Source organism: Pseudomonadota bacterium, from assembly GCA_016719885.1.
GTDB lineage: Bacteria > Pseudomonadota > Gammaproteobacteria.
Genome location: JADJYF010000010.1, coordinates 186,826 through 211,751, shown reverse-complemented (window position 1 = coordinate 211,751; position 24,926 = coordinate 186,826). Strand labels below are relative to the sequence as shown.

Below are 24,926 nucleotides of genomic sequence, written 5' to 3'. Positions count from 1 at the left end.
GTAGGCCATGGCACGCAGCTTGTCGGGCTGCTTCTCCCAGGCCACCAGTTCTTCGACGCTGTAGTGGGTGATGTAGCGGTCCGGCACCGCGCCGGTCAGCACCACCGCGCGCACCGCCGGGTCGCGCCAGCTTTCGATCAGGGTCGCGAGTTCCGCCGTCGCTTCGCCCACCAGGTAGTTGGTGGGCGGATTGTTGTAGGCGGCGACGACCACCGCGCCCCGTTGTTCGACGTTCCAGTATTTCATCGGCCGCTCCCCTCGCTATGGCTGGCAGGGGATCAATACCTGCGCCCATGCGTCGCGTCGATCCCCCAATGCCGCTATCCTATCGCTGCCCATCGTGCCCTCGGCGCCGCGCGCGCAACCGGAGAATTCCCATGGCCAAAGACCGCCTGATCATTTTCGATACGACCTTGCGTGACGGCGAGCAGAGCCCGGGCGCGGCCATGACCCAGGCCGACAAGCTGCGCATCGCCAAGGCGCTCGAGCGGCTGAAGGTGGATGTCATCGAGGCCGGCTTCCCGATAGCGAGCCCGGGTGACTTCGAAGCGGTGCGCGCGGTGGCGCGCGCCATCAAGGACTGCACGGTGTGCGGCCTCGCCCGCACCGCCCATGAAGACATCGACCGCGCCGCCGAGGCGTTGAAGGACGCGCGCTCGATGCGCATTCACACCTTCATCGCAACCTCGCCCATCCACATGAAGAACAAGCTCCGCATGGAGCCCGAAGCGGTCATCGAGGCCGCCGTCAGCGCCGTCAAGCGCGCGCGCCAGCACACCGACAACGTCGAATTCTCGGCCGAGGACGCCAGCCGCTCGGAGATGGATTTCCTGTGCCGGGTGGTGGAAGCGGTGATCGCGGCCGGCGCCACCACCATCAACCTGCCGGACACCGTCGGCTACGGTCTGCCGGAATCCATCGGCCAGTTCTTCCGCACCGTCATCGAGCGCGTGCCGAATGCCGACAAGGCGGTGTTCTCGGCCCATTGCCACAACGATCTCGGGCTCGCGGTCGGTAATTCCCTGGCCGCCATCGGCGCCGGCGTGCGCCAGGTGGAATGCACCATCAACGGCCTCGGCGAACGCGCCGGCAACGCATCCCTGGAAGAAATCGTGATGGCGGTGCGCACGCGCCAGGACGCGTTCAACTGCGACACCCGCATCGAGACCAGCGAGATCCTGAACTGCTCGCGCCTGGTGTCGACCATCACCGGCTTTCCGGTGCAGCCCAACAAGGCCATCGTCGGCGCCAATGCCTTTGCCCACGAGTCGGGCATCCACCAGGACGGCGTGCTCAAGCATCGCGAGACCTACGAGATCATGCGCGCCCAGGATGTCGGCTGGAACACCAACCGCATCGTGCTCGGCAAGCTGTCGGGGCGCGCGGCGTTCCGTTCGCGTCTGAAGGATCTTGGCATCGAGTTCCCGCGCGAGCAGGACTTGAACGAGGCCTTCGGTCGCTTCAAGGAACTCGCCGACCGCAAGTCCGAGATCTACGACGAAGACCTGCAGGCGCTGGTGTCCGACAGCGCGCCGACCGAGACCCGCGAGCGCATCAAGCTGGTGGCGATGCGCAGCGAATCGGCGACCGGCGAAGTGCCGTTCGCGGCGGTCACGCTCAACATCGACGGCGAAGAGCGTTCGGCGGAGGAGAGCGGTGACGGGCCGGTGGATGCCGCCTACAAGGCGGTCGAGTCGATCGTGAAGAGCGGCGCCAACCTGCAGTTGTTCTCGGTCAATGCCATCACCACCGGCACCGACTCGCAGGGCGAGGTGACGGTGCGGCTCGAACACGCCGGACGCATCGTCAACGGCCAGGGCGCCGACACCGACATCATCGTCGCGTCGGTCAAGGCCTATATCAATGCCTTGAACCGCATCCTGTTCCCGGTGCATCGCGAACATCCGCAGGCGCGCGAGCGCGGCTGACCACGCCCGTGAGCGCGCTCGATCCCCGCCGCCAGGCGATGCTGGCCCGCATGGGCGTCGACGTGTGGCGCCCGCGTGACGCGCTCGCGTCCGTCGCCGGGCAGGAAATCGAAGCCGCGCGCCGACCGGCGTCAGCGTCCGAGCTCGCGCCGATCGCGACCGCGCCCGCCGAATGGACCTCGGCGGCCAGCCTCGACTGGCCGGACCTCGCTGCCTGCGTCGCCGAGTGCACGCGCTGCGAGTTGAGTCGCACCCGCACCCAGACCGTGTTCGGGGTCGGCGATCGGCAAGCGCGCTGGATGGTGATCGGCGAAGCGCCGGGCGCCGAGGAGGACAAGCGCGGAGAGCCCTTCGTCGGCCGCGCCGGGCAGTTGCTCAATGCCATGCTGGCCGCCATCGGTCTCGCCCGCGAGTCGGTCTACATCGCCAACATCCTGAAGTGCCGGCCGCCGCAGAACCGCGACCCGAAAGCCGACGAGGTGCTGGCCTGCCGAGATTATCTCGATCGTCAAATAGATCTCATCCAGCCGACCCTCATTCTTGCGGTCGGTCGTATCGCCGCGCAGAATCTGCTCGAGGTGGACACCCCGATAGGTCGCATGCGCGGGCAACTTCATCATTATGGGCAGCGGTCGATACCCGTGGTCGTGACCTACCACCCTGCCTACCTGCTGCGCTCGCCGGGCGAAAAACGCAAAGCCTGGGACGACCTGCGCATGGCCCTCGCCATCTACCGCGAGCGCGCCGCGGCATCCGCGTGAGCGCCCAGCCGCAAGCCGAGCGCGCCGTCATTCGTCCCATGCAGGACGAGGACATCGAGGCGGTGCAGGAAATCGAACGTCGCGCCTACGACTTCCCGTGGTCGGCGAGCATCTTTTCCGATTGCCTGCGGGTCGGCTACTGCTGCTGGGTGCTGGACAGCGGCGCAGGCCTGGTCGGCTACGGCATCATGTCGGTGGCGGTGGAGGAGAGTCACATCCTCAACGTGTGCGTGGCGCCCGAGGCGCGTCGCCAGGGCCACGCCCGCGCCATGATGAACCACCTCCTGCACACCGGCGCCGAACACGGCGCGCGCATTGCCTATCTCGAAGTGCGGCCGTCCAATGCCGGCGCCTTGAAGCTGTACCTCGATCTCGGCTTCCGCCACGTCGGCACGCGCCGCGCCTACTACCCGGCGCGCAACGGCCGCGAGGACGCCTTCGTGCTGAGCCTGCCGCTGGTGCCGAAGGTGTAGGTGCGAGTTCATTCGCACATTCAGCAGCCGACCGTGGCGCCTCGCCTCCCCTCGCCTCGCCGATGTGCGAATGAATTCCGCCCTACAGGAAGACCGGCGGTGGCGGCGAGTCGCCCTGCCCCCGAGTTGAACGCGCCGCGCCGAACCGCTAACCTCAAGCCTTCCAGAACAACAACATCGGGATTTCATCCGGCATGAAAGCTTCTGCCCTGCTTGCGCCCCTGACCGGCGCCGCGCTCGCCTCCCTGGTCGCGACCGCGCCCGTCGCCGCATTCGACCTCAAGCCCGACGCCATCACCATCGAAGGCGGCATGACCGAAGACCGCGTCGATGCCGATCGCTACGGCGCCAACCTGCGCTGGGACATGAAGCAGCAATGGTTCCAGGTCGGCGAGTGGCACATGGTCAGCTTCGTCGAGTTCGGCATCAATTTCTGGAACAGCTCCAAGGGCCGCACCAACCAGGACGAACTGTTCGATTTCGGCTTGACGCCGGTGCTGCGCTACGAGATGGATCCCAAGCGCGGCTTCGCGCCCTTCATCGAGGGCGGCGTGGGCGTGCACCTGCATACCCGCAACGAAATCAACGACAAGAATTTCGACATTCCCTTCGCCTTCGGCAGTCACCTGGGCTTCGGCGCGCGCTTCGGCGAGGGCGGCAAGTACGAGCTCATGTATCGTTACCAGCATCAATCCAATGCCGGCATCGGTGACAGCAACCCCGGCATCAATTTCCACGTGATGTCGCTGGGCCTGCATTTCTGATCCCGTGCCGGGCCGGGCGCGCGTGCCACCCGCACGCGCGCTTTTCGGTAAACTGTCGCGATGAACTGGCCCACCCTCGAGCATTTCGTCGGCAATACGCCGCTGGTCCGCCTGCAGCGGCTGCCGGGTGACACCAGCAACGTGATCCTGGCCAAGCTCGAGGGCAACAACCCGGCGGGCTCGGTCAAGGACCGCCCCGCGCTCAGCATGATCAAGCACGCCGAGGCGCGCGGCGACATTAAGCCCGGCGACACCCTCATCGAGGCCACCAGCGGCAACACCGGCATTGCGCTGGCGATGGTGGCGGCGATGGCCGGCTACCGCATGATCCTCATCATGCCCGACAACATGACCGCCGAGCGCCGCGCCGCGATGCGCGCCTATGGCGCCGAGCTGGTGCTGGTGCCGGAAAAGGCCGGCATGGAAGCGGCGCGCGATCTCGCCGCCGCCATGGAGGCGCGCGGCGAGGGGCGGGTGCTCGACCAGTTCGCCAACCACGACAACCCCCTCGCCCATTACGGCAGCACCGGCCCCGAGATCTGGGCGGATACCCGCGGCCTGGTCACGCATTTCGTCGCGACCATGGGCACCACCGGCACCATCATGGGCAACTCGCAGTATCTCAAGGCGCAGAACCCCGACATCCAGATCGTCGGCGTCCAGCCGGGCGACGGCGCGCGCATTCCCGGCATCCGCCGCTGGCCGGCGGCCTACCTGCCGAAGATCTACGACGCCAGCCGCGTCGATCGCATCATCGACGTCACCCAGCCCGAGGCCGAGGACATGACCCGCGCCATGGCGCGCGAAGAAGGCATCTTCTGCGGCATTTCGTCGGGCGGCGCGATGGTCGCGGCGCTGACCATCAGCCGCGAGGTGCGCGACGCCGTCATCGTCAGCATCGTCTGCGATCGCGGTGACCGTTATCTCTCCACCGGCGTGTTCCCCGACTGAGTCACGCCCGCGAGCGCCCCGTCATGAATGTCTTCGTGTTCGATATCGAAACCGTGCCGGACGTCGCCACCGCGCGCCGCCTGTGGGATCTCGATGAACTGGACGACGACGGCGTGGCGGCGGTCATGTATTCCAAGCGTCAGCAGGAAACCGGCGGCGCCAGCGAATTCCTGCGTCATCACCTGCATCGCATCGTGGCGATATCGGCGGTATTCCGCGAGCAGGAGCGCTTCAACGTGTGGTCGCTGGGCAGCGAGGAGGCCGACGAAGCGGAGCTCATCCGGCGCTTCTTCGAAGGCATCGAGCGTTACACGCCGACCCTGGTGTCGTGGAACGGCAGCGGTTTCGATCTGCCGGTGCTGCACTACCGCGCGCTGTTGCACGATGTCGCCGCGCCGCGCTACTGGGATACCGGCGACGACGATCGCAACTTCCGTTACAACAACTACCTCGGCCGCTTTCACTGGCGGCATATCGACCTCATGGATGTGCTGGCTGGCTACCAGGGCCGCGCCACCGTGCCGCTCGACCAGATGGCGGTGATGCTGGGCTTCCCCGGCAAGCTCGGCATGCACGGCAGCGAAGTGTGGAATCAGTTCCGCGCCGGCAATCTGAAAGCCATCCGCGACTATTGCGAGACCGATGTCCTGAACACCTATCTCATTTATCTCAAGTTCGAATTCATGCGTGGCCATCTCGGCGCGAGCGCGCTCGAGGAAGAGTTCGGCCGCGTGCGCCATTTCCTCGCCAGTCACGATGCCGGGCACTTCGCTGCGTTTCTCGCCGCCTGGGAGGCAAACCGTGGCGGGTAATCGCCGCCGCCGTGACGCCGGCCGCGCTCCCGCGCAACTGCTTTCGCTGGACATCGACAACCTCTCCCACGAAGGACGCGGCGTCGCCCGTCACGAAGGCAAGACGGTGTTCGTCGACGGCGCCCTGGCCGGTGAACTGGTCACCGCGCGCGTGCTGCGCAAGCATGGCCGCTACGACGAGGCGGAGACCGCCGCGGTGTCGCGCGCCAGCGCGTCGCGCGTCGTGCCGCGCTGTCCGCATTACGGCGTGTGCGGCGGCTGCAGCTTTCAGCATGCCAGCGAAGCGCTGCAGCTCGAACACAAGCAGGCGGTGTTGCTCGAATTGCTGCGTCACCAGGGCGGCTTGAGCGCGCAGCGTGTCGCCGCGCCGATCACGAGCCCGCAATGGGGCTATCGACGCAAGGCGCGCCTGGGCGTCAAGTACGTGACCAAGAAGGGCGGCGTGCTGGTCGGTTTTCGCGAACGGGCCAAGCCCTATGTCGCTGAGTGTCACCAGTGCGACATTCTCGACGCGCGCGTCAGCGCCGCGATCCCCGCCTTGCGCACCATGATTGCGGGGCTCTCGATACGCGACAAGCTGCCGCAGATCGAAGTCGCGGTCGGCGATCATGAAGTGGTGCTGGTGCTGCGTCACCTCGCGCCGTTGAGCGCCGACGATCACGCCGCGCTCGGCGACTACGCGGCGCAAAGCGGCTTCACCTTGTTGCTGCAGCCGGGCGGTTACGACACCGTGGCGACGCTGGCCGGGCAGCCGCCCGCGCCACTCACCTACGAAGTCGAAAACGAAACCATCGCCTTCCTGCCTACCGACTTCACCCAGGTCAACGCCCATATCAACCGCCAGATGGTGGCGCGCGCCCTGCAGCATCTCGAACTCGGGGCCAGTGACCGGGTGGTGGACCTGTTCTGCGGCGTCGGCAATTTCACGCTGCCGATGGCGCGCCGCGCCGGCACGGTGCTCGGCATCGAAGGCGAAGCGGGGCTGGTGGCGCGCGCCCAAGCCAATGCGCAGCATAACGGCCTGGCCAATGTCGAGTTCGCCTGCGCCAATCTCGAGGACCCGCAGGCGGTCGGCGCGCTGTCACTGGCCAGCGCCGACAAGATCCTGCTCGACCCGCCGCGCGCTGGCGCGCTGACCCTCATCGAAGGGCTCAGCTTCGATCGCTGCCAGCGCCTGGTGTACGTGTCCTGCAGCCCGGTCACCTTTGCGCGGGACGCCGCGGTGCTGGTCGCGCGCCACGGCTTCACCCTGGTCGAGACCGGCATCCTCGACATGTTTCCCAATACCGCCCATGTCGAATCGCTGTCGCTGTTCGTGCGCGGGTGAGTGATGTGCGTGGCGCGCTGCGCCATGGACTCGCGTGGGCATGCCTGTGCATGCTGCTTTCAGGCTGCGCACAGCGCAGTGACGACGCCATCCGCGTCGGCATTCCGACCGCGCCCCTGACGCTCGATCCGCGCTACGCGACCGACGCCATGTCGGCGCGCCTGTCGCGCCTGTTGCACGCTTCACTGGTGGAATTCGACAGCGCCGCGCGGCCCGTGCCCGGCCTCGCGCACTGGCGTGGCGTCACGCCCACGCGCTACGAATTCACCTTGCGCGACGACGCGCGCTTCAACAATGGTCGCGCGGTGCGCGCGACCGACGTGGTGGCCACCTACCGCGCGGTGCTCGATGCGGCGCTCGCCTCGCCGCTGCGCGAAGCCCTGCGCAACATCGCCGCGGTGGAAGCACTGGACGAGCGCCGCGTGGCGTTCGAGCTGCGCGCCGCCGATGCGCAATTTCCCGGCAGCGCGACGCTGGGCGTGATGGCGGCCGAAGAGGCGCGCGCGCCGCGCGATGGCTGGCACCTCGCGAGCGGCCCTTTCACGCGTGGGGCACGCAAGCTGGACGGCTGCCTGCGCTTGCACCGACGCGCCGATGGCGCGCGCATCGAGGTCTGCGAAGTGAAGGACGCGACGGTGCGGGCGCTGAAGCTCATCGCCGGCGAAATCGACATCGCGCAAGGCAACCTGCCGCCGGAGACGCTGCGCTGGCTGGCGACGCGCGCGGGCCTCAGGGTCATCGAGCACGCCGGCACCACCATGTCCTATCTCGGCTTCAACCTCGCCGATCCGCTGCTGGCCGACCGGCGCGTACGCCAGGCGCTGAGTCACGGCATCGATCGAGCCGCCATCGCGCACTTCCTGTTTCGCGATCTCGCACAGCCGGCGGCGAGCCTGTTGCCGCCCGCGCACTGGGCGAGCGCGCCCGATGTCGCGGTGCCGGCCTACGACCCGGTGTTGGCACGGCGGCTGCTCGGCGAAGCGGGATATGGCGAGCGGCGCCTCGCCCTGCATTACAAGACCTCCGCCGATGCGTTTCGCCTGCGTCTCGCCACCTTGCTGCAGGCGCAGCTGCGCGACATCGGCGTGGATTTGACGGTCGACAGTTACGACTGGGGCACGTTCTACGCCGACATCGGCGCCGGCCGCTTCCAGCTCTATGGCCTGTCGTGGGTCGGACTGAAACTACCGGACATCTACCGCCAGGCATTCCATGGCGCGTCGCGACCGCCGTCCGGCCTCAACCGCGGACACTATGCCGAGCCCGAACTCGATGCCCTCATCGAAGCCGCCGAGCACAGCGCGGACGAGACGCGCCGGCGCCTGCTCTACCACGCCATCGCGCGACGCCTGTTGTACGATGCGCCCTATGTGCCTCTCTGGTTTGAAACTCAGGCCGCCGTGTTACGCGACGACATCGCGGACTACGGCATCGATGCCGATGGCAGCTTCGATGGCTTGCGCACGGTCCACAGGGTGAGGCCCGATGCGCGCCGTTGACCGATTGGAAATCGACATCGCGCGCCAGACGCTGCGCTGCTTCCACGAAGGCCGCGAACTGAAGTGCTATACGGTCTCGACCGCGCGCAACGGCGCCGGGGAAATGATGGACAGCGAGCGCACGCCGCGCGGCGCCCACGAAATCGCCGAGAAGATCGGCGCCGGCAGCGCACCCGGCACGGTATTCGTCGCGCGTCGCGCCACCGGTGAGATCCATGACGCGGAACTGGCCGCGCGCCATCCCGGCCGTGACTGGATCCTGACCCGCATCCTGTGGCTGGCCGGTCGCGACCACGGTTACAACTCCGGCGGCGAACGCGACTCCAAGGCGCGTTACATCTACATCCACGGCACGCCCGACAGTACCCGACTCGGCGTGCCCGGCTCGCGCGGCTGCATCCGCATGCGCAATGCCGATATCGTGGAATTATTCGACGCGGTGTCGGTCGGTACGCTGGTCGACATCAGGGCATGAGCATGTCCGAACGCCATTGCGGCCTACCCCGGATATTCGTGCGTACATCGCGTTGCCTGGTGCTGTGCGCCGTGGCGCTGTGCGCGGGCAGCGCGCTGGCCGCCGACGCGGCCTTGAACTGGGCGAGCCTCAGCGGCGAACAGCAATACATCCTGTCGGGCTACGCCAAGCACTGGGCCACGCTCGATCTCGCCGCGCGCCGCAAGCTGCTGGCGCGCGCCGACGTGCAAAGCATGAAGGCCAGGCCGGCGCCGGGCACGGCCAGTGCCGCGCGCCCGGCGGACAAGAGCGCCGACAAGACCCGTAGCACCTACAAGTCGTCGCGCCGCCGCCGCAACCTGTCGTCGGCCGAAGCCGCACTGTCCGCCCACAGCTTGCGACTGCGCCGCGCGCTGCGTGACCTGCCGGGCTTGAGCATCAACGAGCGTCGCGCGCTGTTGTCACGCTGGAGCAGCCTGTCCGGGCCGCAACGCTTGTTGCTGGTCGATCGTTACGTGCACAACGCCGATGACGAGGAAGAGCTGCGCCTGCAGGCGGCGCTGGACGACGGCAGCATTTCCAAGGCGGACCTCGCGCGTGGCCTGGCCAGCGGCAAACTCGATGCCAATGCGGTCAAGGATGCCCTCGGTCGCGGCAACCTGTCGGTCGACACCATCAAGGAAGGTATCGCCTCCCACGGCATCGCCGCCGAGCACGTCGAGCGCGTGATGCGCGACGGCGATATAGAGTCCGACGTCTTGAGCAACGCCATCGACCACAACCGCGCCCCGGCCGCCACGCCTGCCTCCGCCACCGCGCGCTGAGCGCCACCCGCCATCGGCGGACCTGTGTCACGAAATGTGAACCCGCGCATCAAGTCCGCCTGACAGCAGCCGACACAAGGCACGCAAGCACTAAAAACCGTGCGCCTCGCCCAGGCCGGAGTCACCCTATGCAAGCCAGTCCCGCTTCCCTGTCCCCGTCCATGTCATCGACGCGAAGGAGCGCGAATGGCGATGTGCCGCCCCCGAGCCCGGGCCTTGCCCGCGCGGTACGCGGCACGCCGCTCGAATACCTGACCACCGTCCATCCCTGTTTCATCGATGGCGTGCGCACACTGGTGCACCGCCGCGGCCTGAAACAGGAGAGCATCGACATGTTCCGCAAGCTCTGCGCCTATGCCCAGCGCCACGGCTTTGCGCTCAAGGAAGACCGTCGCAAGCGCGAGCTGAGCTGCCGCGACGAACGGCGCCGCCTCGCCCCGATCCTGATGTTCGCCGCCAGCCTGCTCGGCCAGGGCGTACACGCCGATGAAGGCAGCCTGCGCGACAACGACGTGAGCGTGGTGCCGACCATCGACGTCATCGGCGAACGCGTGACCACCGATCGCGCCTATCTCATCGAAGCCGGCAAGCGTTTCGTCTCCAAGCCCCATGGCTCGGTGGAATTGATCCTCGGCATCGCCAACGAAGTGCGCGCCAAGGGCGAGAAGCATCGCGTTCGCACACGCGGCATCCAGATGCCGAGCGAATACATCGACAGCTTCATCGATCGCTACGATTACACCCTGCCCACCGCCTGCGGCGAGCAGACCTTCAGCTACTACGAGGGCGAGGGCTTTGCCGCGCTCGGTTACCACGCCGGTCGCGGCGCGGTGATCCTGGACGTGCTGGCGGGCGGCGGGCCGTTCTCGGCGCCGCGCCTGTGGGGGCCCTACGACCAGGTGCTGAACGCCAACATCCGCATGGATCTCATGATGGGTGACGGCTTGAAGGACGGCATGGGCCTGTTGCAGGCCTCTTACAAGATTGGCCTGGTGCCGGTCATGCGCACCGGCACCAAGAATTATTACGGTGAGCTCTATTCACGCGCGGTGCTGGATGCGGCTGCGTGCGTGATGCCCGGGTCACCCGAAGTGCGTCAGGCCGGCACCGAGTCGCCTCCCAAGGTCGACGACCACGGTTCGATGCGGGGGCGGGCTTTGAGGCTCAATGCCGCGGCGGCTCCCCCGGTGGTGCGAATTAATTCGCACGCATTCCAGGGTCATTCCGCAGCGCGCGCGTGCGCTCATCGAGCAGCGCCCGCGCCAGCTTTTTCACCTGCACGTCGTAGAGCGCGAGCTCGCCGCCGGTGCGCACCGCCGCGATGGCGAGGCGCCCGATCAGCAACAGCAGCAGGATGGCCAGCAGCCAGGCCATGAAATAAGAGAAACGAAAACTGGTGGGCGGCGCGTTCGGTGTGGGCTCGGCGGCACGCGCGAGCGGCACGATGCCGGCGCGGTCACTGGTGTCCAGCTGCAACTGGCCTTTCTGGGTGGCGTTCGCCAAGGTCAAATCGAGATGTGAACCCTGTTCGACCGCCTGCGCGAAGCTTTCGATGTGGGTTGGCGAGCGGTACAGCGACCAGGCGCTGAAGATCACGCTGAGCGCCACGATCAATCCCACCACCATCAGCACCAGGCCGAAGCAGCGCACCACCAGGTTGAGCACGCGCTCGGCTCTTTCGATGCCTTCCGGCGGCGGGGGATCCTGATGGAATTCGAAGCGTGCCACGGTCGGGATTCTACACGAGCGATGCGTGGCCACGACGCCGCCACGGCTCGCGAGCATCGCGCGCGGACGCTACAGTAGGCGCGCCTATGTTCGAGCTACGCATCCTCGTATCGCGACTCGCGGGCGCGGCGGGCGTCGCGCTCGGCGTGTCGTCCATGGTTTTCCTGCTGCTCCATTGCGTGCCCGGCGATCCGGTCGACGTGATGCTGGGCGAATACGCGGCGGCCGCCGACAGGCTCGCGCTGCGCAATCGCCTGGGTCTCGACCTGCCCTTGCTCGAACAATGGTGGCACTTCGTGCGCGGCGTGCTGCACGGCGACCTCGGCGTGTCGCTGGTCAGCGGCGTGCCGGTGCTGGAATTGCTGAGCGCGCATTTCGTCTACACCGCGCTGCTGGCCGTCGCCGCGCTGCTGCTGGCGGTGGCGGTCGGCGTGCCGCTGGGCGTGCTGGCCGCGTTGCGTGTCGGCCGGGCCTGGGACAGCGTCGCCAGCGTGGTGGCGGTACTCGGCATGTCCTTGCCGAGCTTCGTGCTGGGGCCACTGCTGATCATCGCCTTCGCCGTGCAGCTGCGCTGGCTGCCGGTCGGCGGTGCCGAACACGGCGCCGGCCTGGTGCTGCCCGCCGTGACCCTGGCCAGCGGCCTGGCGGCGGTGCTGACGCGCATGACCCGCGCCGCCATGCTCGACGCCCTGCGGCTGCCGCATGTGCAGGCGGCGCGCGCACGCGGTCTCGGCGAACGGGCGGTGGTGCTCGGGCACGTGTGTCGCAACGCGGCGCTGCCGGTGGTGACGGTGCTGGCCTTGCAGCTCGGCGCGCTGCTGGGCGGCGCGGTGGTGACCGAGACGGTGTTCAACTGGCCGGGCCTCGGCCAGCTCTTGGTCGATGCCATCGCGCGCCGCGATTACCCGGTGGTGCAGGGCGCGGTGCTGCTGATTGCGCTGACCTACATCGTGCTCAACACCCTGGTCGACTTCGCCTACCCGCGCCTCGATCCGCGCATCGCCAGCGCATCATGAATATCGGGCTGCGCCTGGCCTGCCTCATCGCCACCGGCTGGCTGCTGGTGGCGGTGCTGTGCAGCCTGTGGCCGCCGGCCGCGGACCTCGTCTCGCTGCCGGGCATACTCGCGCCGCCCGGCGCCGACGCGCTGCTGGGCCGCGACGATCTCGGCCGTTCGGTGCTGGCGCGTCTCGCCGCCGGCGCGCGGGTCTCGCTGGAGGTGGCGAGCGTGGTGGTGGCGGTCACCGCGCTGCTCGGCACCGCCCTCGGCCTGTTGGCGGCGTGGTGGGGCGGCCTGGTCGACGCGCTGGTGCTGCGCGTGACCGACGTGTTCCTGGCTTTTCCCGGCATCCTGCTCGCCATTGCGCTGGCCGGCGTGCTCGGGCCCGGCATCGCCAACGTGATGATTGCGCTGAGCGCGGTCGGCTGGGTGGGCTTCGCGCGCCTGGCGCGCGCCCAGACCTTGAGCGTCAAGCAAGGTGATCATGTGCAGGTGGCCCACGCGCTGGGCGTCACGCCGCTGCGCATCGTGCTGCGCCATGTGCTGCCGCTGGTGGCCGGCCCGCTCATCGTCGAAGCGAGCTTTGCCGCGGCCGCGGTGATCGTGGCCGAAGCCGGCCTGTCGTTTCTCGGCCTCGGCGTGCAGCCGCCCACGCCCTCGTGGGGCAGCATGATTCGCGACGGTGCGCGCTACGTGCTGGTCGCGCCGCACCTGGTGATCGCGCCGGGCCTGGCCCTCGCCAGCTTGGTGGTGGCCATCAACCTGCTCGGCGACGGATTGCGCGACCGCCTCGCGCCGCAACGTCATTAGCCGCCGCGCGTCGCGTTACACTTGCCCCCCTCGCCAACCTGCCAACGCACCCAGCGCCGGACCACAGCCATGCTCGGACCCTTGATGATCGATATCGACGGCACGTCGCTGACGCCGGCCGACCGCGAATTGCTGCGCCATCCGCTGGTCGGCGGCGTGATCCTGTTCGCGCGCAATTACGAGAACCCGGCGCAGGTGCAGGCGCTGACCCAGTCCATCCACGCCCTGCGCGAGCCCAAGCTCGTGATCGCGGTCGACCAGGAGGGCGGGCGCGTGCAGCGCTTCCGCGACGGGTTCTCGGCCTTGCCGCCGCTCGCGCGCCTCGGCGAGCTGCACGAACGCGATGCCAAGGCCGCGCTGGCGCGCGCCGCCGATTGCGCGTGGCTGATGGCCAGCGAATTGCGCGCGGTCGGCGTCGATTTCAGTTTCGCGCCGGTGCTGGACCTGTTCACGCCGCGCAGCGCGGTGATCGGCGACCGCGCGTTCAGCGCCTCGCCGCCGGTGGTGGCAAGGCTGGCGCGGACCTACATCGCGGCCCTGCATCGCGTCGGCATGGCGGCGGTCGGCAAGCATTTCCCGGGGCACGGCTGCGTGGCGGCCGATTCGCATCACGAGCTACCGGTCGACGAGCGCGATTTTTTCGATCTCGAACAGCATGATCTCGTGCCGTTCCGCGCGGCGGTGGCGGCCGGCATCGAAGGCATCATGACCGCGCACGTGCTCTATCCCAAGGTCGACCGCGCGGTGGCCGGCTACTCGTCGTACTGGATCAAGGACGTGTTGCGCAAGGACATGGGCTTCACCGGCGCGGTGTTCAGCGACGACCTCAGCATGGCCGGCGCCGATCTCGGCGCGAGCTATGCCGAACGCGCGCGCCAGGCGCTGGCCGCCGGCTGCGACGTGCTGTTGATATGCAACCACCGCGCGGGCGCCATCGAGGTCATCGACAGCCTGCCGGTCGAGCCCTATCCGCAAACCCAGGTGCGCCTCATGCGCATGCATGGTCGTGGCGCGCCACCGGCACTCACCGAGTTGCAGACCGACGCCGACTGGCAGGCGACCGTCGCGCGCGTGCGTAGTCTCGATCCCGATCCGGAATTCGATCTCGGCGACAACAATGTGCTGGCGTGATCGCCTGCTGCCGCTCGCGCTGCTGTTGTGGGCAGGGCTGGCGGAGGTCGCCGCCGACGAGCTGGCATGCGCGCCGCTCGCGCGCGCGGCGCCCGTCGAGCGTGCCGCCATCGTGCATGGCCAGGGCCTGTTGTGGCGGGTCAGTGGCGCCGCCGCGGGCGACAGCTACGTGCTCGGCACCATGCACGTCGCCGAACCGCGCGTGATGCACATGCGCGAGGTGGCCGCGCCGCAGTTCGACGCCGCCCGTGTGTTCGCGCTGGAAGTGGTGCTCGACGCGCCGGCCATGCACAAGCTCGGTGTCGCGATGTTCTATGGCGACGGTCGCCAGTTGTCCGAGGTGGTGGGCGCGCCGTTGTTTGCGAGCGTCGCGCGGCATCTCGGTGACTACGGCGTGCCGCCGACCCTCGCCCAGACCATGAAACCGTGGGCCGCCTTCACCACGCTCAGCATGCCGGCCGGCGGCGGCGCCCAGCCGCTGGATCTCGAGCTGATGGCCGCGGCGCAAGGCGCCGGCAAGCAGGTGGTGGGGCTGGAAAGCGTCGACGAACAGCTCGCGGTGTTCGAAAACGTGCCGGAGGCCGACCAGGTCGACATGCTGCGTGAAGTGACCTGTCACTACGAGACTTTCCAGCGCGAGCTCGACGAGATGGTCGAGGCCTACGTGGCGCGCGACCTGGCGGCGCTGGTCGAACAAGCGGAGCGCTATGACAGCGCCGGCAAGCAGGCCTTCATGGACAAGCTGCTCTACGAGCGTAACGCGCGCATGGCCGAGCGCATGGCGCCGCTGCTCGCGGCCGGTCATGCCTTCATCGCCGTCGGCGCCTTGCATCTGCCCGGGCCGCGCGGCGTGTTGCAGCTGCTCGAACGACAGGGTTACCGGGTCGAGGCGCTATACTGAGCGCGCACGGCACGGCGCCGTCGGCGAGACAAGAACGTGAAGATCCCCTTCGTCAAAATGCACGGGCTCGGCAACGATTTCGTGCTGCTCGATCAACGCGAGCGTCAATTCAATCTCGGCCCGGCGCAGATTGCGCAGCTCGCCGATCGTCGCTTCGGCATCGGCTGCGACCAGCTGCTGTCGCTCGAGAACCCCGATTCGGCGGACGCCGCGGTGCGCTACCGTGTCTACAACGCCGATGGTTCGAGCGCCGAACATTGCGGTAACGGCGTGCGCTGCGTGGCGCGCTACCTCGAGCGGCGCGGTGAAGCGGCGGCCGGCAAGGTGCTGGTCGAGATCGGCCGCGAGGTGTTCGAACTGGCGCTCCTGGCCGATGGCCAGGTGCGGGTCGACATGGGCGCGCCGCGCTTCGCGCCGGCCGACATTCCGCTCGCGGTGGACGCCGAGGCCGAGCGCTACGGCTTGATCTTCGACGGCCAGGCACTGGAATTCGGCGCGGTATCGATGGGCAATCCCCACGCGGTGTTCGAAGTGGCGTCCAGCGATGACGCGCCGGTCGCCGCGCTCGGCGCGCTGCTGCAGGACCACGTCCTGTTCCCGCGTCGCGTCAACGTCGGCTTCATGCAGGTCATGGGCCCCGATCACATCCGCCTGCGGGTGTTCGAACGCGGCGCCGGCGAGACCCTGGCCTGTGGCACCGGTGCTTGCGCGGCGGTGGCGGTCGGCCGAAGATGGCGCCGCCTCGACGCCACGGTGCGCGTGTCCTTGGCCGGCGGCGAGCTCACCATCGCCTGGGACGGTCAGCGCGAGCATTCGCTGTGGATGACCGGCCCCGCCACATTCGTATTTGAAGGAAGCATGGAAATATGACCTCGCCCAGCCAGCCGGAAACGCCGTCGTCGGCGCCCGTTGACGCCGACGACGTCGCCGACTACCTGCGGCGCCATCCGGGCTTCCTGGCGCAGCATCCCGAGCTGCTGCGCGAACTCGCGATTCCCCACGAAACGGGTGCGACGGTGTCCCTGGTCGAACGCCAGGTCGGGGTACTGCGCGAGGAGAATGCCCGCCAGAAGAAGCAGCTCGACGAGCTCATCCGCCATGCGCGGCACAACGAGCAGCTGACGCGCAAGATTCACACCCTGGTGCTGAGCCTCATGAACGCGGTCGGGCCGCAGGCGATCTTCGCGTGCCTGGAACGCGGACTGATTGCCGATTTTGGCGCCGAGCGCGTGGAATGCCTGATCTTTGCCGATTCGGCGGCGTCCGAGCATCTCGCGCCCTTCGTCGGCGCCGACGCAGCGGCGCGCAGCGCGTTCGCGCCGGTGCTGGGCTCGCGCTGCTCGGCCTGCGGCGTGCTGGAAGACGACCAGCGCGAGGCCTTCGATGCCAGCTTCAAAGGCTCGGCGGTGGTCATGCCGCTGCTCGGACAGGGCTGGGACGGCGTCATCGTGTGCGCCAGCCATGACGCCCGCCGTTACTCGGCCGACATGGGCACCGAACTGCTCGACTACCTGCGCGAAGTCACGACGCTGCTCATCGCACCGTGGGTGAAACGCAAGACCCAGGTCTGAACGAGGCGGCGGCGGCCGCACGCCGCGCCGCGCTCGCCGATTTCCTGCGCACGCTGGCCGGGCGCTCGCCCCATACGCTGGCCGCCTACCGGCGCGACCTCGAACAGTTCCTGGCCTGGGCCGACAGCCAGGCCATCGCCGACTGGGGCGAAATCGACATCCACTGCCTGCGCGCCTACATCGCCGCGCGCCATCGCGCCGGCGCCGGCGGCACCTCGCTGGCGCGCGCATTGTCTGCCCTGCGCGCCTGGTTCCGGCATCTCGCCGCGCGCGGCGAGGTGACGGTCAATCCGGCCCAGGGCCTGCGCGCGCCGAAGTCGCCGCGCCGTTTGCCGCGCGCGCTCGACGTCGACCAGGTCACCCGCGTGCTGGAGCAGGACACCGACAGCGTGCTGGCGCTGCGCGACCAGGCGATGTGGGAGACGCTGTATTCCTGTGGTCTGCGCGTATCGGAACTGGTGGGGCTCAACCTGGCCGATCTGGATCTGCGCAACCACGAGGCGCGCGTGCTGGGCAAGGGCCGCAAGCAGCGCGTGGTGCCGGTCGGCCGGCACGCCCGCGAGCGGCTCACGGCCTGGCTCGCGGCCCGCGCGACACTGCTGCGCGGCGACGAGCCGGCGCTATTCGTCAACCATCGTGGCCAGCGCCTGACCACGCGCGGCGTGCAGAACCGGCTCGCGCACTGGTGTCTCGCCCATGGCATCGACATCAAGTTGTATCCGCACATGCTGCGCCATTCGTTTGCGTCCCACCTTTTGGAGTCGTCGGGCGATCTGCGCGCGGTGCAGGAGCTGCTCGGCCACGCCAACATTTCCACCACCCAGATCTACACCCACCTCGATTTTCAGCGCCTGGCCAAGGTCTACGACGAGGCCCATCCGCGCGCCCGCAAGCGCTCCGGATAGCCGGCGGGCGCGGGCCATCGTGTACAATCCGAGGCCCATGTCGAATCAATCTTCTGTCGTGTTGCACGGTACTACCATTCTGTCTGTCCGCCGCGGACGTGATGTCGTCATCGGTGGTGACGGCCAGGTGTCGATGGGTGACACCATCCTGAAAGGCAATGCGCGCAAGGTGCGCCGCCTCTACCAGGACCAGGTCATCGCCGGCTTTGCCGGCGGCACCGCCGATGCCTTCACGCTGTTCGAACGCTTCGAAGGCAAGCTCGAGGAACATCGCGGCAACCTGTTGCGCGCGGCGGTGGAATTGGCCAAGGACTGGCGCACCGATCGCATGCTGCGGCGACTCGAAGCGATGCTGGCGGTGGCCAATCGTGATCATTCGCTGATCATCACCGGCACCGGCGATGTCATCGAACCCGAGCACGACATCATCGCGATAGGCTCCGGCGGCAATTTCGCGCGTGCCGCGGCGCGTGCGCTGCTGGCCGAAACCACCCTCGATCCCGAGACCATCGTGCGTCGCGGCCTCGCCATCGCCGGCGAGATCTGCGTCTACACCAATGGCCATATCACCATCGAAGCCTTGACCGGTTGAGCTCGACACCATGGGCATGAGCAATCTCACTCCGCAGGAAATCGTCGAGCAGCTCGACAAGCACATCGTCGGCCAGGCCGACGCCAAGCGCGCGGTGGCCATCGCGCTGCGCAATCGCTGGCGGCGCGCGCAGGTCGAACCCGTGCTGCGCAACGAGATCACGCCCAAGAACATTCTCATGATCGGGCCTACCGGGGTCGGCAAGACCGAGATTGCGCGGCGCCTGGCGCGCCTCGCCGGTGCGCCTTTCATCAAGATTGAAGCGACCAAGTTCACCGAGGTCGGTTACGTCGGGCGCGACGTCGATTCGATCATTCGCGACCTCGCCGACATCGCCGTCAACATGGAACGCGAAAGCGCCATGGCGCAATTCCGCGGCCAGGCCGAGGACGCCGCCGAGGAACGCATACTCGACGTGCTGCTGCCGGGCCCGCGCACCTTCGGCGAGAGCGCGCCGGAAGACCAATCGGCCACCCGTCAGCGCTTTCGCAAGATGCTGCGCGAGGGCAAGCTCGAAGACAAGGAAATCGAGATCGAGGTGAACGCCGCCGTCAGCGGCGTCGAGATCATGGCGCCGCCCGGCATGGAGGAAATGACCAACCAGCTGCGTGGCATGTTCCAGAACCTGGGACAAGGCCGCAAGCGCAGCCGCCGCGTGCAGATCGCGAACGCGCGCAAGCTGTTGGTCGAGGAAGAGGCCGCCAAGCTCATCAACGAAGAGGACATCCGTGCCCGCGCGCTCGACAACCTCGAGCAGAACGGCATCGTGTTCCTGGATGAAATCGACAAGGTCGCGCGACGTTCCGACAGCCACGGGCCCGACGTCTCGCGCGAAGGCGTGCAGCGCGACCTGCTGCCGTTGGTCGAGGGCTGCTCAATCAGCACCAAGCACGGCATGGTCAAGACCGATCACGTACTGTTCATCGCGAGCGGCGCTTTTCATTTCGCCAAGCCGTCCGATCTCATTCCCGAACTGCAGGGCCGGCTGCCCAACCGTGTCGAACTCGCGCCGCTCACCGTCGAGGATTTCGTGCGCATCCTGACCGAGCCCGACGCCTCCTTGACGCGCCAGTACAAGGCCCTGCTCGCGACCGAAAACGTCGCGCTCGATTTCACCGCCGATGGCGTGGCGCGCCTTGCCGAGATCGCCTGCGCCATCAACGAGCGCAGCGAGAACATCGGCGCGCGGCGCCTGTACACCGTCATGGAGAAGCTGCTGGAGGCGGTGTCCTTCACCGCGCCTGGCCTCGACGGCCAGGCGCTCGTGATCGATGCCGACTACGTCAACCGTCACATCGGACGCCTGGTGGCGGACGACAACCTCGCCAAGTACATCCTCTGACATGGCCAGCCACTTCCCCGTCGACATCAAGCTCCACCAGCAGTCGCGCAAGCTGGAGGTAAGCTTCGACGACGGCCGGCGCTTCGAATTGACCTGCGAGTACCTGCGCGTGCATTCGCCGTCGGCCGAGGTGCGCGGCCACAGCCCCGAGCAGGCGGTGCTGCAGACCGGCAAGGAGCAGGTCAACATCCGCGACATCGAGGCGGTCGGCAATTACGCCGTCAAGCTGGTGTTCGACGACGGCCACGATACGGGCCTGTACACCTGGGATTACCTCTACGAACTCGGTGCGCGCCACGCCGAGTATTGGCGCAAGTACCTCGCCGCGCTGGCGGCGGCCGGCATCGAACGCAAGGGCGAGGGCGGCTGAAGGTGGCCGACACACCGCCGTCCGATAACCACCAGGACGAGACCCAGTTCGGCTTCGAGCGCGTGCCGGTCGCGGCCAAGACCGCGCGCGTCAAGCGCGTGTTCGACGCGGTGAGTCCGCGTTACGACCTCATGAACGACCTGATGTCGGCCGGTCTGCACCGCCTGTGGAAGCGCTTCGCGGTCGACCTGTTGAAGCTCAGGCCCGGCCACGTGGTGCTGGACCTGGCCGGTGGCACCGGCGACATCGCGCGCCTGCTGGTCAAGCGTTTTCCCGGCCAGAACCGCGTGCTGGTCAGCGACATCAACGCCCAGATGCTGTGGCGCGGCCGCGACCGCGCGCTCGACGCCGGCCTGGTCGAGGGCCTCGAATACGTGCAGGGCAATGCCGAGGCCTTGCCGTTCGCGAGTAACAGCATCGACCGCGTGACCATGGGTTTCGGCCTGCGCAATGTCACGCACAAGGACCTGGCCCTCGCCGAGATCGCGCGCGTGCTGCGCCCGGGCGGCCGCGTGGCGGTGCTGGAATTTTCCACGGTCAAGACGCCGCTCTTGTCACGTGCCTACGACTTTTATTCCTTCCAGGCCTTGCCGCGTCTCGGCCAGTGGGTGGCGGGCGACGGCGACAGCTACCGCTATCTCGCCGAATCGATACGCGTGCATCCCGACCAGGAGGCGCTGAAATTCATGATGGAGCGCGCCGGCTTCGAGGACGTGCGTTACTACAACCTGCTGGCGGGCATCGTCGCCGTGCACGTCGGCTGGAAGTTTTGACATGAGCGGCCAGGCACGCGACGCCAAGGATTACGTCGACCCCTTGCTGTCGCGTATCGAGGACGCACTGTCGTTGGCCTTGTCGCGGCTGCTCAACAGCAATCCCGACACCGCCGCGCGCCTCGCGGCGCTCGAGGGCTGCGTGATCGAACTGGCCTTGCGTGACAGCGCGCGCAGCGCTTACGCGCTGCCGGGCGCCAACGGCGTCAAGCTCAAGCGTCGCCACGACGGCGCGGTGGCGGTCAAGGTCAGCGGCCGCGTGGCGGATTTCCTGGCCTATGCGCGCGCCAGCCGCCGCGGTGATTCGCTGGGCGCGGGGCGTATCGAGATCGCGGGCGACCTCGCCGTCGCGCAACAGGTGCAGGCCTTGCTGGCCGAACTCAGCATCGACTGGGAAGAATTGTTGTCGCGCTCCATCGGCGACGTGCCGGCGCACCAGGTCGGTCGCGCGGCGCGCGCGGTGTTCGCGTTCGGCAGACAGGCCTTGGCCAAGCTCGAGCGCGACTCCGCGGATTTCCTCAAGCACGAGAGCCGCATGGTGGTGAGCCGCCAGGATCTCGAGCAGTTCGGGCGCGCGGTGTTCACGCTCGCCGATGACGTCGATCGTCTCGAGGCGCGCATCAAGCGGCTGGGCGAGCGCGGACCGAGTTCATGATCCTCGTTCCGCAGTTTCTGCGCGTCATCGCCATCCAGCGCGTGCTGATCAAGCACGGCTTCGACGAAATCATTTTCTCGATGCCGATGTTCGCGCCCTTCGGTTTCATTCTCTATCTCCTGCCGTGGAACTGGGGGCGTCGCCACTACCTGCCGCGCGCGCAGCGCCTGCGTGCGGTGCTCGAGGATCTCGGGCCCCTGTTCGTGAAATTCGGCCAGATCCTGTCGACGCGTCGCGACCTGTTGAACGACGAGTTCGCCAACGAGCTGGCCAAGCTGCAGGACCACGTGCCGCCGTTCCCCGGCAACCAGGCGCGTGCCATCGTCGAGCGCGCCTACGGTCACAAGCTCGACCGCGTGTTCGCGACCTTCGATGAAACGCCGCTGGCTTCGGCCTCGATCGCGCAGGTGCATTGCGCGCGACTGCTCGACGGCCGCGAAGTGATCGTGAAAGTGGTGCGGCCGAATCTGCGCAGCACCATCGCCAAGGACATCAAGCTCATGTACCTCCTGGCCGACGCCGCCGAGCGACTGTGGTCGCGCGGCCGGCTGTTGAAGCCGAGGGTGGTGGTGGCGGAGTTCGAAAAGACCCTGCTCGACGAACTCGACATGATGCGCGAAGCGGCCAACTGTTCGCAGCTGAAGCGCAACTTCGCCGGCTCCGAAAGCATGTATGTGCCGGAGGTCTACTGGGATCACACGCGCGAGAACGTGCTGGTGATGGAGCGCGTGTCGGGGCTGCACATCGGCGATGTCGACGGCCTGCGACGCGCCGGCGTCGATCTGAAGATGCTGGCCGAGCGCGGCGTTGAGATCTTCTTCACCCAGGTGTTTCGCGATCACTTCTTTCACGCCGACGTGCATCCCGGCAACCTGTTCATCCTGCCGGGCGAGCACGGTGAAGGGCCACGTTACGCGCCGGTCGACTTCGGCATCATGGGTTCCCTGAGCGAATTCGATCAGCGTTACCTGGCCGAGAACTTCTCGGCCTTTCTCGACCGCAATTACCGGCGCGTGGCGGAACTGCACGTCGAATCCGGCTGGGTGCCGCGCGACACGCGCGTGGATGAATTCGAATTCGCGATCCGCGCGGTGTGCGAGCCGATCTTCGACCGGCCGATGAAGGATATTTCGGTCGGCAACCTGTTGCTGCGCCTGTTCCAGACCGCGCAGCGCTTCGAGATGGAAATCCTGCCGCAGCTCTTGCTGTTGCAGAAAACCATGGTCAATGTCGAAGGCATCGGCCGCCAGCTGTATCCGGAACTCGACCTGTGGCGCGCGGCGCGGCCGTCACTCGAAAAGTTCATGATGGAGCGGGTCGGTGTGCGACGCCTGTTCGGCGCCTTCAAGGCCAGCGTGCCGCACTGGGTGGACCGCCTGCCGGAGCTGCCGATGCTGACGGTGGAAGTGCTGGACCAGTTGAAGAGCGGGCGGCTCAAGGTGCAGACCACCGACCCCAAGCTCGACGAGATCCGCCTCGAGATCCAGCGCCTGCAGCGTCGCATCACGCTGGCGCTGGTGGGCGTGGGCTGCGTGGTGTGCGCGGCCATCCTGTTGTCGGTGAAGGGTTCGGCCACGACGCCGGTCGGCCCCTTGCCGCTCGGTGTGTGGCTGATCGGCGCGCTGGGCGCGATAGCCGCGTTCGTCGCCGTGAAGCGCGGCCCGCGGAAAGGCCGCTGAGCCTAGGTCTCGCGATTGCCCTGTAGGTGCGAATTCATTCGCACACTGTCGAAACGCAGGTGCGCATGACTTCGCACCTGCAAGCAACTTTCAAGGCGCGGCGACGTTGCGCTTGCTGTTCAACATCACCATGCCCTTCAGCATGTTGAATGCCTCGTAGAGTTCGTAGTCGCGCTCGGCCAACGGCCCCTTGTCGGCGTCGTCGTCCTTGTCGCCATTGCTTTGCTTGCCGCCGTTGGCCGCTTCGGCCGGCGCGGCCTTGCCCTTGTCGGTGACGGGATTGGCGAGATGGCGGCTGAGATCGGCTTCCTTGATGGTGTCGGCGCCGGCGCTCTTGATCGACGAGACCTTGACCTTGTCGATGACGATGTCGGGCTTGATGCCCTCGGCCTGGATGGAGCGGCCGTTGGGCGTGAAGTAACGCGCGGTGGTGAGCTTCAGGGCCGAGCGATTGTTCATCGGCAGAATGGTTTGCACAGAGCCCTTGCCGAAGCTGCGGCGCCCCATGATCAGCGCGCGGCCGCGATCCTGCAGCGCGCCGGCGACGATTTCCGAGGCCGAGGCCGAACCTTCGTTGATCAGCACGATCAACGGCGCGCCGTTCAGCATATCCGGCGGCTTGGCCGAGAACTCGAGCTTGGAATCCGCCACGCGGCCATCGGTGTAGACGATCTTGCCGGACTCGAGGAAGGCGTCGGAAATCGACACCGCCGCGCCCAGGATGCCGCCGGGGTTGTTGCGCAGATCGAGAATGAGACCGTTGAGCTTGTCGCCCGACTTGGCTTTCAACTCGCCGAGCTGCTTGATGACATCTTCGCCGGTGGCGGCCTGGAACTGCGACACGCGGATGTAGCCATAGCCGGGTTCGAGCAGGCGGCTGCGCACGCTCGCCACCTTGATAAGCGCCCGCGTCAGCTTGAAGGTCAGCGGCTTCTGTTCGCCTTCGCGCAGGATGGTGAGCGTGATGTCGCTGCCCGGCTTGCCGCGCATCTTCTTCACCGCATCGTTGATCGACATGCCCTTCACGAGCGTGTCGTCGAGCTTGATGATAGTGTCGCCGGCCTGCACGCCGGCCTGCTGCGCCGGCGTGTCGTCGATCGGCGAGATGACCTTGACGAAGCCTTCCTCCATGCCGACCTCGATGCCGAGACCGCCGAATTCGCCGGAGGTGCCTTCCTGCAGGTCCGTGTAGTCGTCGGCATCGAGATAGGCCGAATGCGGATCGAGACCGGACAGCATGCCGCGCATGGCGTTCTCGATGAGGGTCTTGTCGTCGATGGCTTCGACGTAGTCGCTCTTGATCTTGTGCAGCACCTCCACCAGCACGCGGATGTCGTCCACCGGGATCGGCTCGACCGCGGTTGCCGTCGCTTTGCCGGTGTTGCTGTCTTCGCTTTGCTCGGGCGCGACGCCCGGTGTCGCGTCGGGCGCGGCGGGCGCGCTCTTGCCACCGTCATCCGCGACTGCGCCCAGACTGACGAAGGCGGTGAACGCCAGCGGAAGGAAGGCGCGGCGCGCGATGGACTTCAACATGGAGGGTGGTCACTCATGGTTCGTTCGTCGGTATGAGAGCCAGGCGTGGGCCGAGTTCCGGCCCGCCACGGCGACTTTGCAGCATACCGGCAGCGCGGCTGAGGGGATAGAGCGCCGCGCCGCGCGTCGAACGACGCGCGGTA

Annotated in this window: 25 protein-coding genes; 24 read left to right on the top strand and 1 reads right to left on the bottom strand. The window is 67.4% G+C overall.

All coding sequences use genetic code 11. The features are described from left to right. Window positions 1-377: 377 nt before the first annotated feature. The 24 genes from IPM80_11920 to ubiB all read left to right on the top strand — a co-directional run bounded on the left by IPM80_11920 (window position 378) and on the right by ubiB (window position 23,250). Entirely contained in the window at window positions 378-1,928 is a 1,551-nt protein-coding gene (locus IPM80_11920; GenBank protein ID MBK8959115.1) for a 2-isopropylmalate synthase, read from the top strand. A 38-nt stretch (window positions 1,929-1,966) separates the two neighbouring features. Then, entirely contained in the window at window positions 1,967-2,689 is a 723-nt protein-coding gene (locus IPM80_11915; GenBank protein MBK8959114.1) for a uracil-DNA glycosylase, read from the top strand. Between the two features lie 38 nt (window positions 2,690-2,727). Continuing rightward, window positions 2,728-3,162 carry a ribosomal protein S18-alanine N-acetyltransferase gene (gene rimI, locus IPM80_11910; GenBank protein MBK8959113.1) on the top strand — a complete coding sequence of 145 codons (435 nt, stop codon included), beginning with the start codon at window positions 2,728-2,730 and terminating at the stop codon, window positions 3,160-3,162. A gap of 194 nt (window positions 3,163-3,356) precedes the next feature. Then, window positions 3,357-3,926 carry an acyloxyacyl hydrolase gene (locus IPM80_11905; GenBank protein ID MBK8959112.1) on the top strand — a complete coding sequence of 190 codons (570 nt, stop codon included), beginning with the start codon at window positions 3,357-3,359 and terminating at the stop codon, window positions 3,924-3,926. Between the two features lie 60 nt (window positions 3,927-3,986). Beyond that, window positions 3,987-4,877 carry a cysteine synthase CysM gene (cysM, locus tag IPM80_11900; GenBank protein ID MBK8959111.1) on the top strand — a complete coding sequence of 297 codons (891 nt, stop codon included), beginning with the start codon at window positions 3,987-3,989 and terminating at the stop codon, window positions 4,875-4,877. Between the two features lie 23 nt (window positions 4,878-4,900). Beyond that, window positions 4,901-5,689 (top strand): 3'-5' exonuclease, encoded by a 789-nt coding sequence (locus tag IPM80_11895; GenBank protein MBK8959110.1) that lies wholly within the window; start codon window positions 4,901-4,903, stop codon window positions 5,687-5,689. Continuing rightward, on the top strand, window positions 5,634-7,016 hold the full coding sequence (rlmD, locus tag IPM80_11890) for a 23S rRNA (uracil(1939)-C(5))-methyltransferase RlmD (protein MBK8959109.1): 1,383 nt from the start codon (window positions 5,634-5,636) through the stop codon (window positions 7,014-7,016). Before IPM80_11895 ends, rlmD begins: the two co-directional genes overlap by 56 nt. 50 nt (window positions 7,017-7,066) lie before the next feature. After that, the gene (locus tag IPM80_11885; protein MBK8959108.1) at window positions 7,067-8,515 is read left to right on the top strand and encodes an ABC transporter substrate-binding protein; all 1,449 of its coding nucleotides are present in this window, start codon (window positions 7,067-7,069) and stop codon (window positions 8,513-8,515) included. Then, window positions 8,502-8,990, top strand: coding sequence for a L,D-transpeptidase (locus IPM80_11880; GenBank protein MBK8959107.1), 489 nt, complete (start codon window positions 8,502-8,504; stop codon window positions 8,988-8,990). Before IPM80_11885 ends, IPM80_11880 begins: the two co-directional genes overlap by 14 nt. A gap of 38 nt (window positions 8,991-9,028) precedes the next feature. Next, window positions 9,029-9,793 carry a hypothetical protein gene (locus IPM80_11875; protein ID MBK8959106.1) on the top strand — a complete coding sequence of 255 codons (765 nt, stop codon included), beginning with the start codon at window positions 9,029-9,031 and terminating at the stop codon, window positions 9,791-9,793. A 194-nt stretch (window positions 9,794-9,987) separates the two neighbouring features. After that, window positions 9,988-11,169 (top strand): hypothetical protein, encoded by a 1,182-nt coding sequence (locus IPM80_11870; GenBank protein MBK8959105.1) that lies wholly within the window; start codon window positions 9,988-9,990, stop codon window positions 11,167-11,169. Between the two features lie 438 nt (window positions 11,170-11,607). Continuing rightward, window positions 11,608-12,537 (top strand): ABC transporter permease, encoded by a 930-nt coding sequence (locus tag IPM80_11865; protein MBK8959104.1) that lies wholly within the window; start codon window positions 11,608-11,610, stop codon window positions 12,535-12,537. Further along, window positions 12,534-13,331 carry an ABC transporter permease gene (locus IPM80_11860; protein MBK8959103.1) on the top strand — a complete coding sequence of 266 codons (798 nt, stop codon included), beginning with the start codon at window positions 12,534-12,536 and terminating at the stop codon, window positions 13,329-13,331. Before IPM80_11865 ends, IPM80_11860 begins: the two co-directional genes overlap by 4 nt. 69 nt (window positions 13,332-13,400) lie before the next feature. Beyond that, window positions 13,401-14,462, top strand: coding sequence for a beta-N-acetylhexosaminidase (gene nagZ, locus IPM80_11855; GenBank protein MBK8959102.1), 1,062 nt, complete (start codon window positions 13,401-13,403; stop codon window positions 14,460-14,462). Then, complete coding sequence (locus tag IPM80_11850; protein MBK8959101.1) at window positions 14,449-15,363, top strand: TraB/GumN family protein; 915 nt, start codon at window positions 14,449-14,451, stop codon at window positions 15,361-15,363. The genes nagZ and IPM80_11850 overlap by 14 nt, the downstream gene beginning before the upstream one ends. Before the next feature lie 36 nt (window positions 15,364-15,399). Continuing rightward, window positions 15,400-16,233: a diaminopimelate epimerase gene (dapF, locus tag IPM80_11845; GenBank protein MBK8959100.1), complete on the top strand. Its 834-nt coding sequence runs from the start codon at window positions 15,400-15,402 to the stop codon at window positions 16,231-16,233. Beyond that, window positions 16,230-16,934 (top strand): DUF484 family protein, encoded by a 705-nt coding sequence (locus IPM80_11840; protein MBK8959099.1) that lies wholly within the window; start codon window positions 16,230-16,232, stop codon window positions 16,932-16,934. Before dapF ends, IPM80_11840 begins: the two co-directional genes overlap by 4 nt. Next, window positions 16,907-17,839 carry a tyrosine recombinase XerC gene (gene xerC, locus IPM80_11835; GenBank protein ID MBK8959098.1) on the top strand — a complete coding sequence of 311 codons (933 nt, stop codon included), beginning with the start codon at window positions 16,907-16,909 and terminating at the stop codon, window positions 17,837-17,839. The genes IPM80_11840 and xerC overlap by 28 nt, the downstream gene beginning before the upstream one ends. 37 nt (window positions 17,840-17,876) lie before the next feature. Further along, window positions 17,877-18,431, top strand: coding sequence for an ATP-dependent protease subunit HslV (gene hslV / locus IPM80_11830; GenBank protein ID MBK8959097.1), 555 nt, complete (start codon window positions 17,877-17,879; stop codon window positions 18,429-18,431). 16 nt (window positions 18,432-18,447) lie between these two features. Continuing rightward, window positions 18,448-19,773, top strand: coding sequence for an ATP-dependent protease ATPase subunit HslU (gene hslU / locus IPM80_11825; GenBank protein ID MBK8959096.1), 1,326 nt, complete (start codon window positions 18,448-18,450; stop codon window positions 19,771-19,773). 1 nt (window position 19,774) lies between these two features. Beyond that, complete coding sequence (locus IPM80_11820) at window positions 19,775-20,143, top strand: DUF971 domain-containing protein (protein MBK8959095.1); 369 nt, start codon at window positions 19,775-19,777, stop codon at window positions 20,141-20,143. 2 nt (window positions 20,144-20,145) lie between these two features. Then, window positions 20,146-20,916, top strand: coding sequence for a class I SAM-dependent methyltransferase (locus IPM80_11815; GenBank protein ID MBK8959094.1), 771 nt, complete (start codon window positions 20,146-20,148; stop codon window positions 20,914-20,916). A 1-nt stretch (window position 20,917) separates the two neighbouring features. Continuing rightward, on the top strand, window positions 20,918-21,571 hold the full coding sequence (locus IPM80_11810) for an SCP2 sterol-binding domain-containing protein (GenBank protein ID MBK8959093.1): 654 nt from the start codon (window positions 20,918-20,920) through the stop codon (window positions 21,569-21,571). After that, window positions 21,568-23,250 (top strand): ubiquinone biosynthesis regulatory protein kinase UbiB, encoded by a 1,683-nt coding sequence (gene ubiB, locus IPM80_11805; protein MBK8959092.1) that lies wholly within the window; start codon window positions 21,568-21,570, stop codon window positions 23,248-23,250. Before IPM80_11810 ends, ubiB begins: the two co-directional genes overlap by 4 nt. A 90-nt stretch (window positions 23,251-23,340) precedes the next feature. Here the strand turns inward: ubiB and IPM80_11800 are convergent, their stop codons facing one another. Beyond that, entirely contained in the window at window positions 23,341-24,783 is a 1,443-nt protein-coding gene (locus tag IPM80_11800; GenBank protein ID MBK8959091.1) for a S41 family peptidase, read from the bottom strand. Between the last annotated feature and the right edge of the window lie 143 nt (window positions 24,784-24,926).

Coding starts and splice junctions, on each gene's coding strand:
- IPM80_11920 (MBK8959115.1), top strand. CDS start 378: ATGGCCAAAGACCGCCTGATCATTTTCGATACGACCTTGCGTGACGGC.
- IPM80_11915 (MBK8959114.1), top strand. CDS start 1,967: ATGCTGGCCCGCATGGGCGTCGACGTGTGGCGCCCGCGTGACGCGCTC.
- rimI (MBK8959113.1), top strand. CDS start 2,728: ATGCAGGACGAGGACATCGAGGCGGTGCAGGAAATCGAACGTCGCGCC.
- IPM80_11905 (MBK8959112.1), top strand. CDS start 3,357: ATGAAAGCTTCTGCCCTGCTTGCGCCCCTGACCGGCGCCGCGCTCGCC.
- cysM (MBK8959111.1), top strand. CDS start 3,987: ATGAACTGGCCCACCCTCGAGCATTTCGTCGGCAATACGCCGCTGGTC.
- IPM80_11895 (MBK8959110.1), top strand. CDS start 4,901: ATGAATGTCTTCGTGTTCGATATCGAAACCGTGCCGGACGTCGCCACC.
- rlmD (MBK8959109.1), top strand. CDS start 5,634: ATGCCGGGCACTTCGCTGCGTTTCTCGCCGCCTGGGAGGCAAACCGTG.
- IPM80_11885 (MBK8959108.1), top strand. CDS start 7,067: ATGCTGCTTTCAGGCTGCGCACAGCGCAGTGACGACGCCATCCGCGTC.
- IPM80_11880 (MBK8959107.1), top strand. CDS start 8,502: ATGCGCGCCGTTGACCGATTGGAAATCGACATCGCGCGCCAGACGCTG.
- IPM80_11865 (MBK8959104.1), top strand. CDS start 11,608: ATGTTCGAGCTACGCATCCTCGTATCGCGACTCGCGGGCGCGGCGGGC.
- IPM80_11860 (MBK8959103.1), top strand. CDS start 12,534: ATGAATATCGGGCTGCGCCTGGCCTGCCTCATCGCCACCGGCTGGCTG.
- nagZ (MBK8959102.1), top strand. CDS start 13,401: ATGCTCGGACCCTTGATGATCGATATCGACGGCACGTCGCTGACGCCG.
- IPM80_11850 (MBK8959101.1), top strand. CDS start 14,449: ATGTGCTGGCGTGATCGCCTGCTGCCGCTCGCGCTGCTGTTGTGGGCA.
- IPM80_11840 (MBK8959099.1), top strand. CDS start 16,230: ATGACCTCGCCCAGCCAGCCGGAAACGCCGTCGTCGGCGCCCGTTGAC.
- hslV (MBK8959097.1), top strand. CDS start 17,877: ATGTCGAATCAATCTTCTGTCGTGTTGCACGGTACTACCATTCTGTCT.
- hslU (MBK8959096.1), top strand. CDS start 18,448: ATGAGCAATCTCACTCCGCAGGAAATCGTCGAGCAGCTCGACAAGCAC.
- IPM80_11820 (MBK8959095.1), top strand. CDS start 19,775: ATGGCCAGCCACTTCCCCGTCGACATCAAGCTCCACCAGCAGTCGCGC.
- IPM80_11810 (MBK8959093.1), top strand. CDS start 20,918: ATGAGCGGCCAGGCACGCGACGCCAAGGATTACGTCGACCCCTTGCTG.
- ubiB (MBK8959092.1), top strand. CDS start 21,568: ATGATCCTCGTTCCGCAGTTTCTGCGCGTCATCGCCATCCAGCGCGTG.
- IPM80_11800 (MBK8959091.1), bottom strand. CDS start 24,783: ATGTTGAAGTCCATCGCGCGCCGCGCCTTCCTTCCGCTGGCGTTCACC.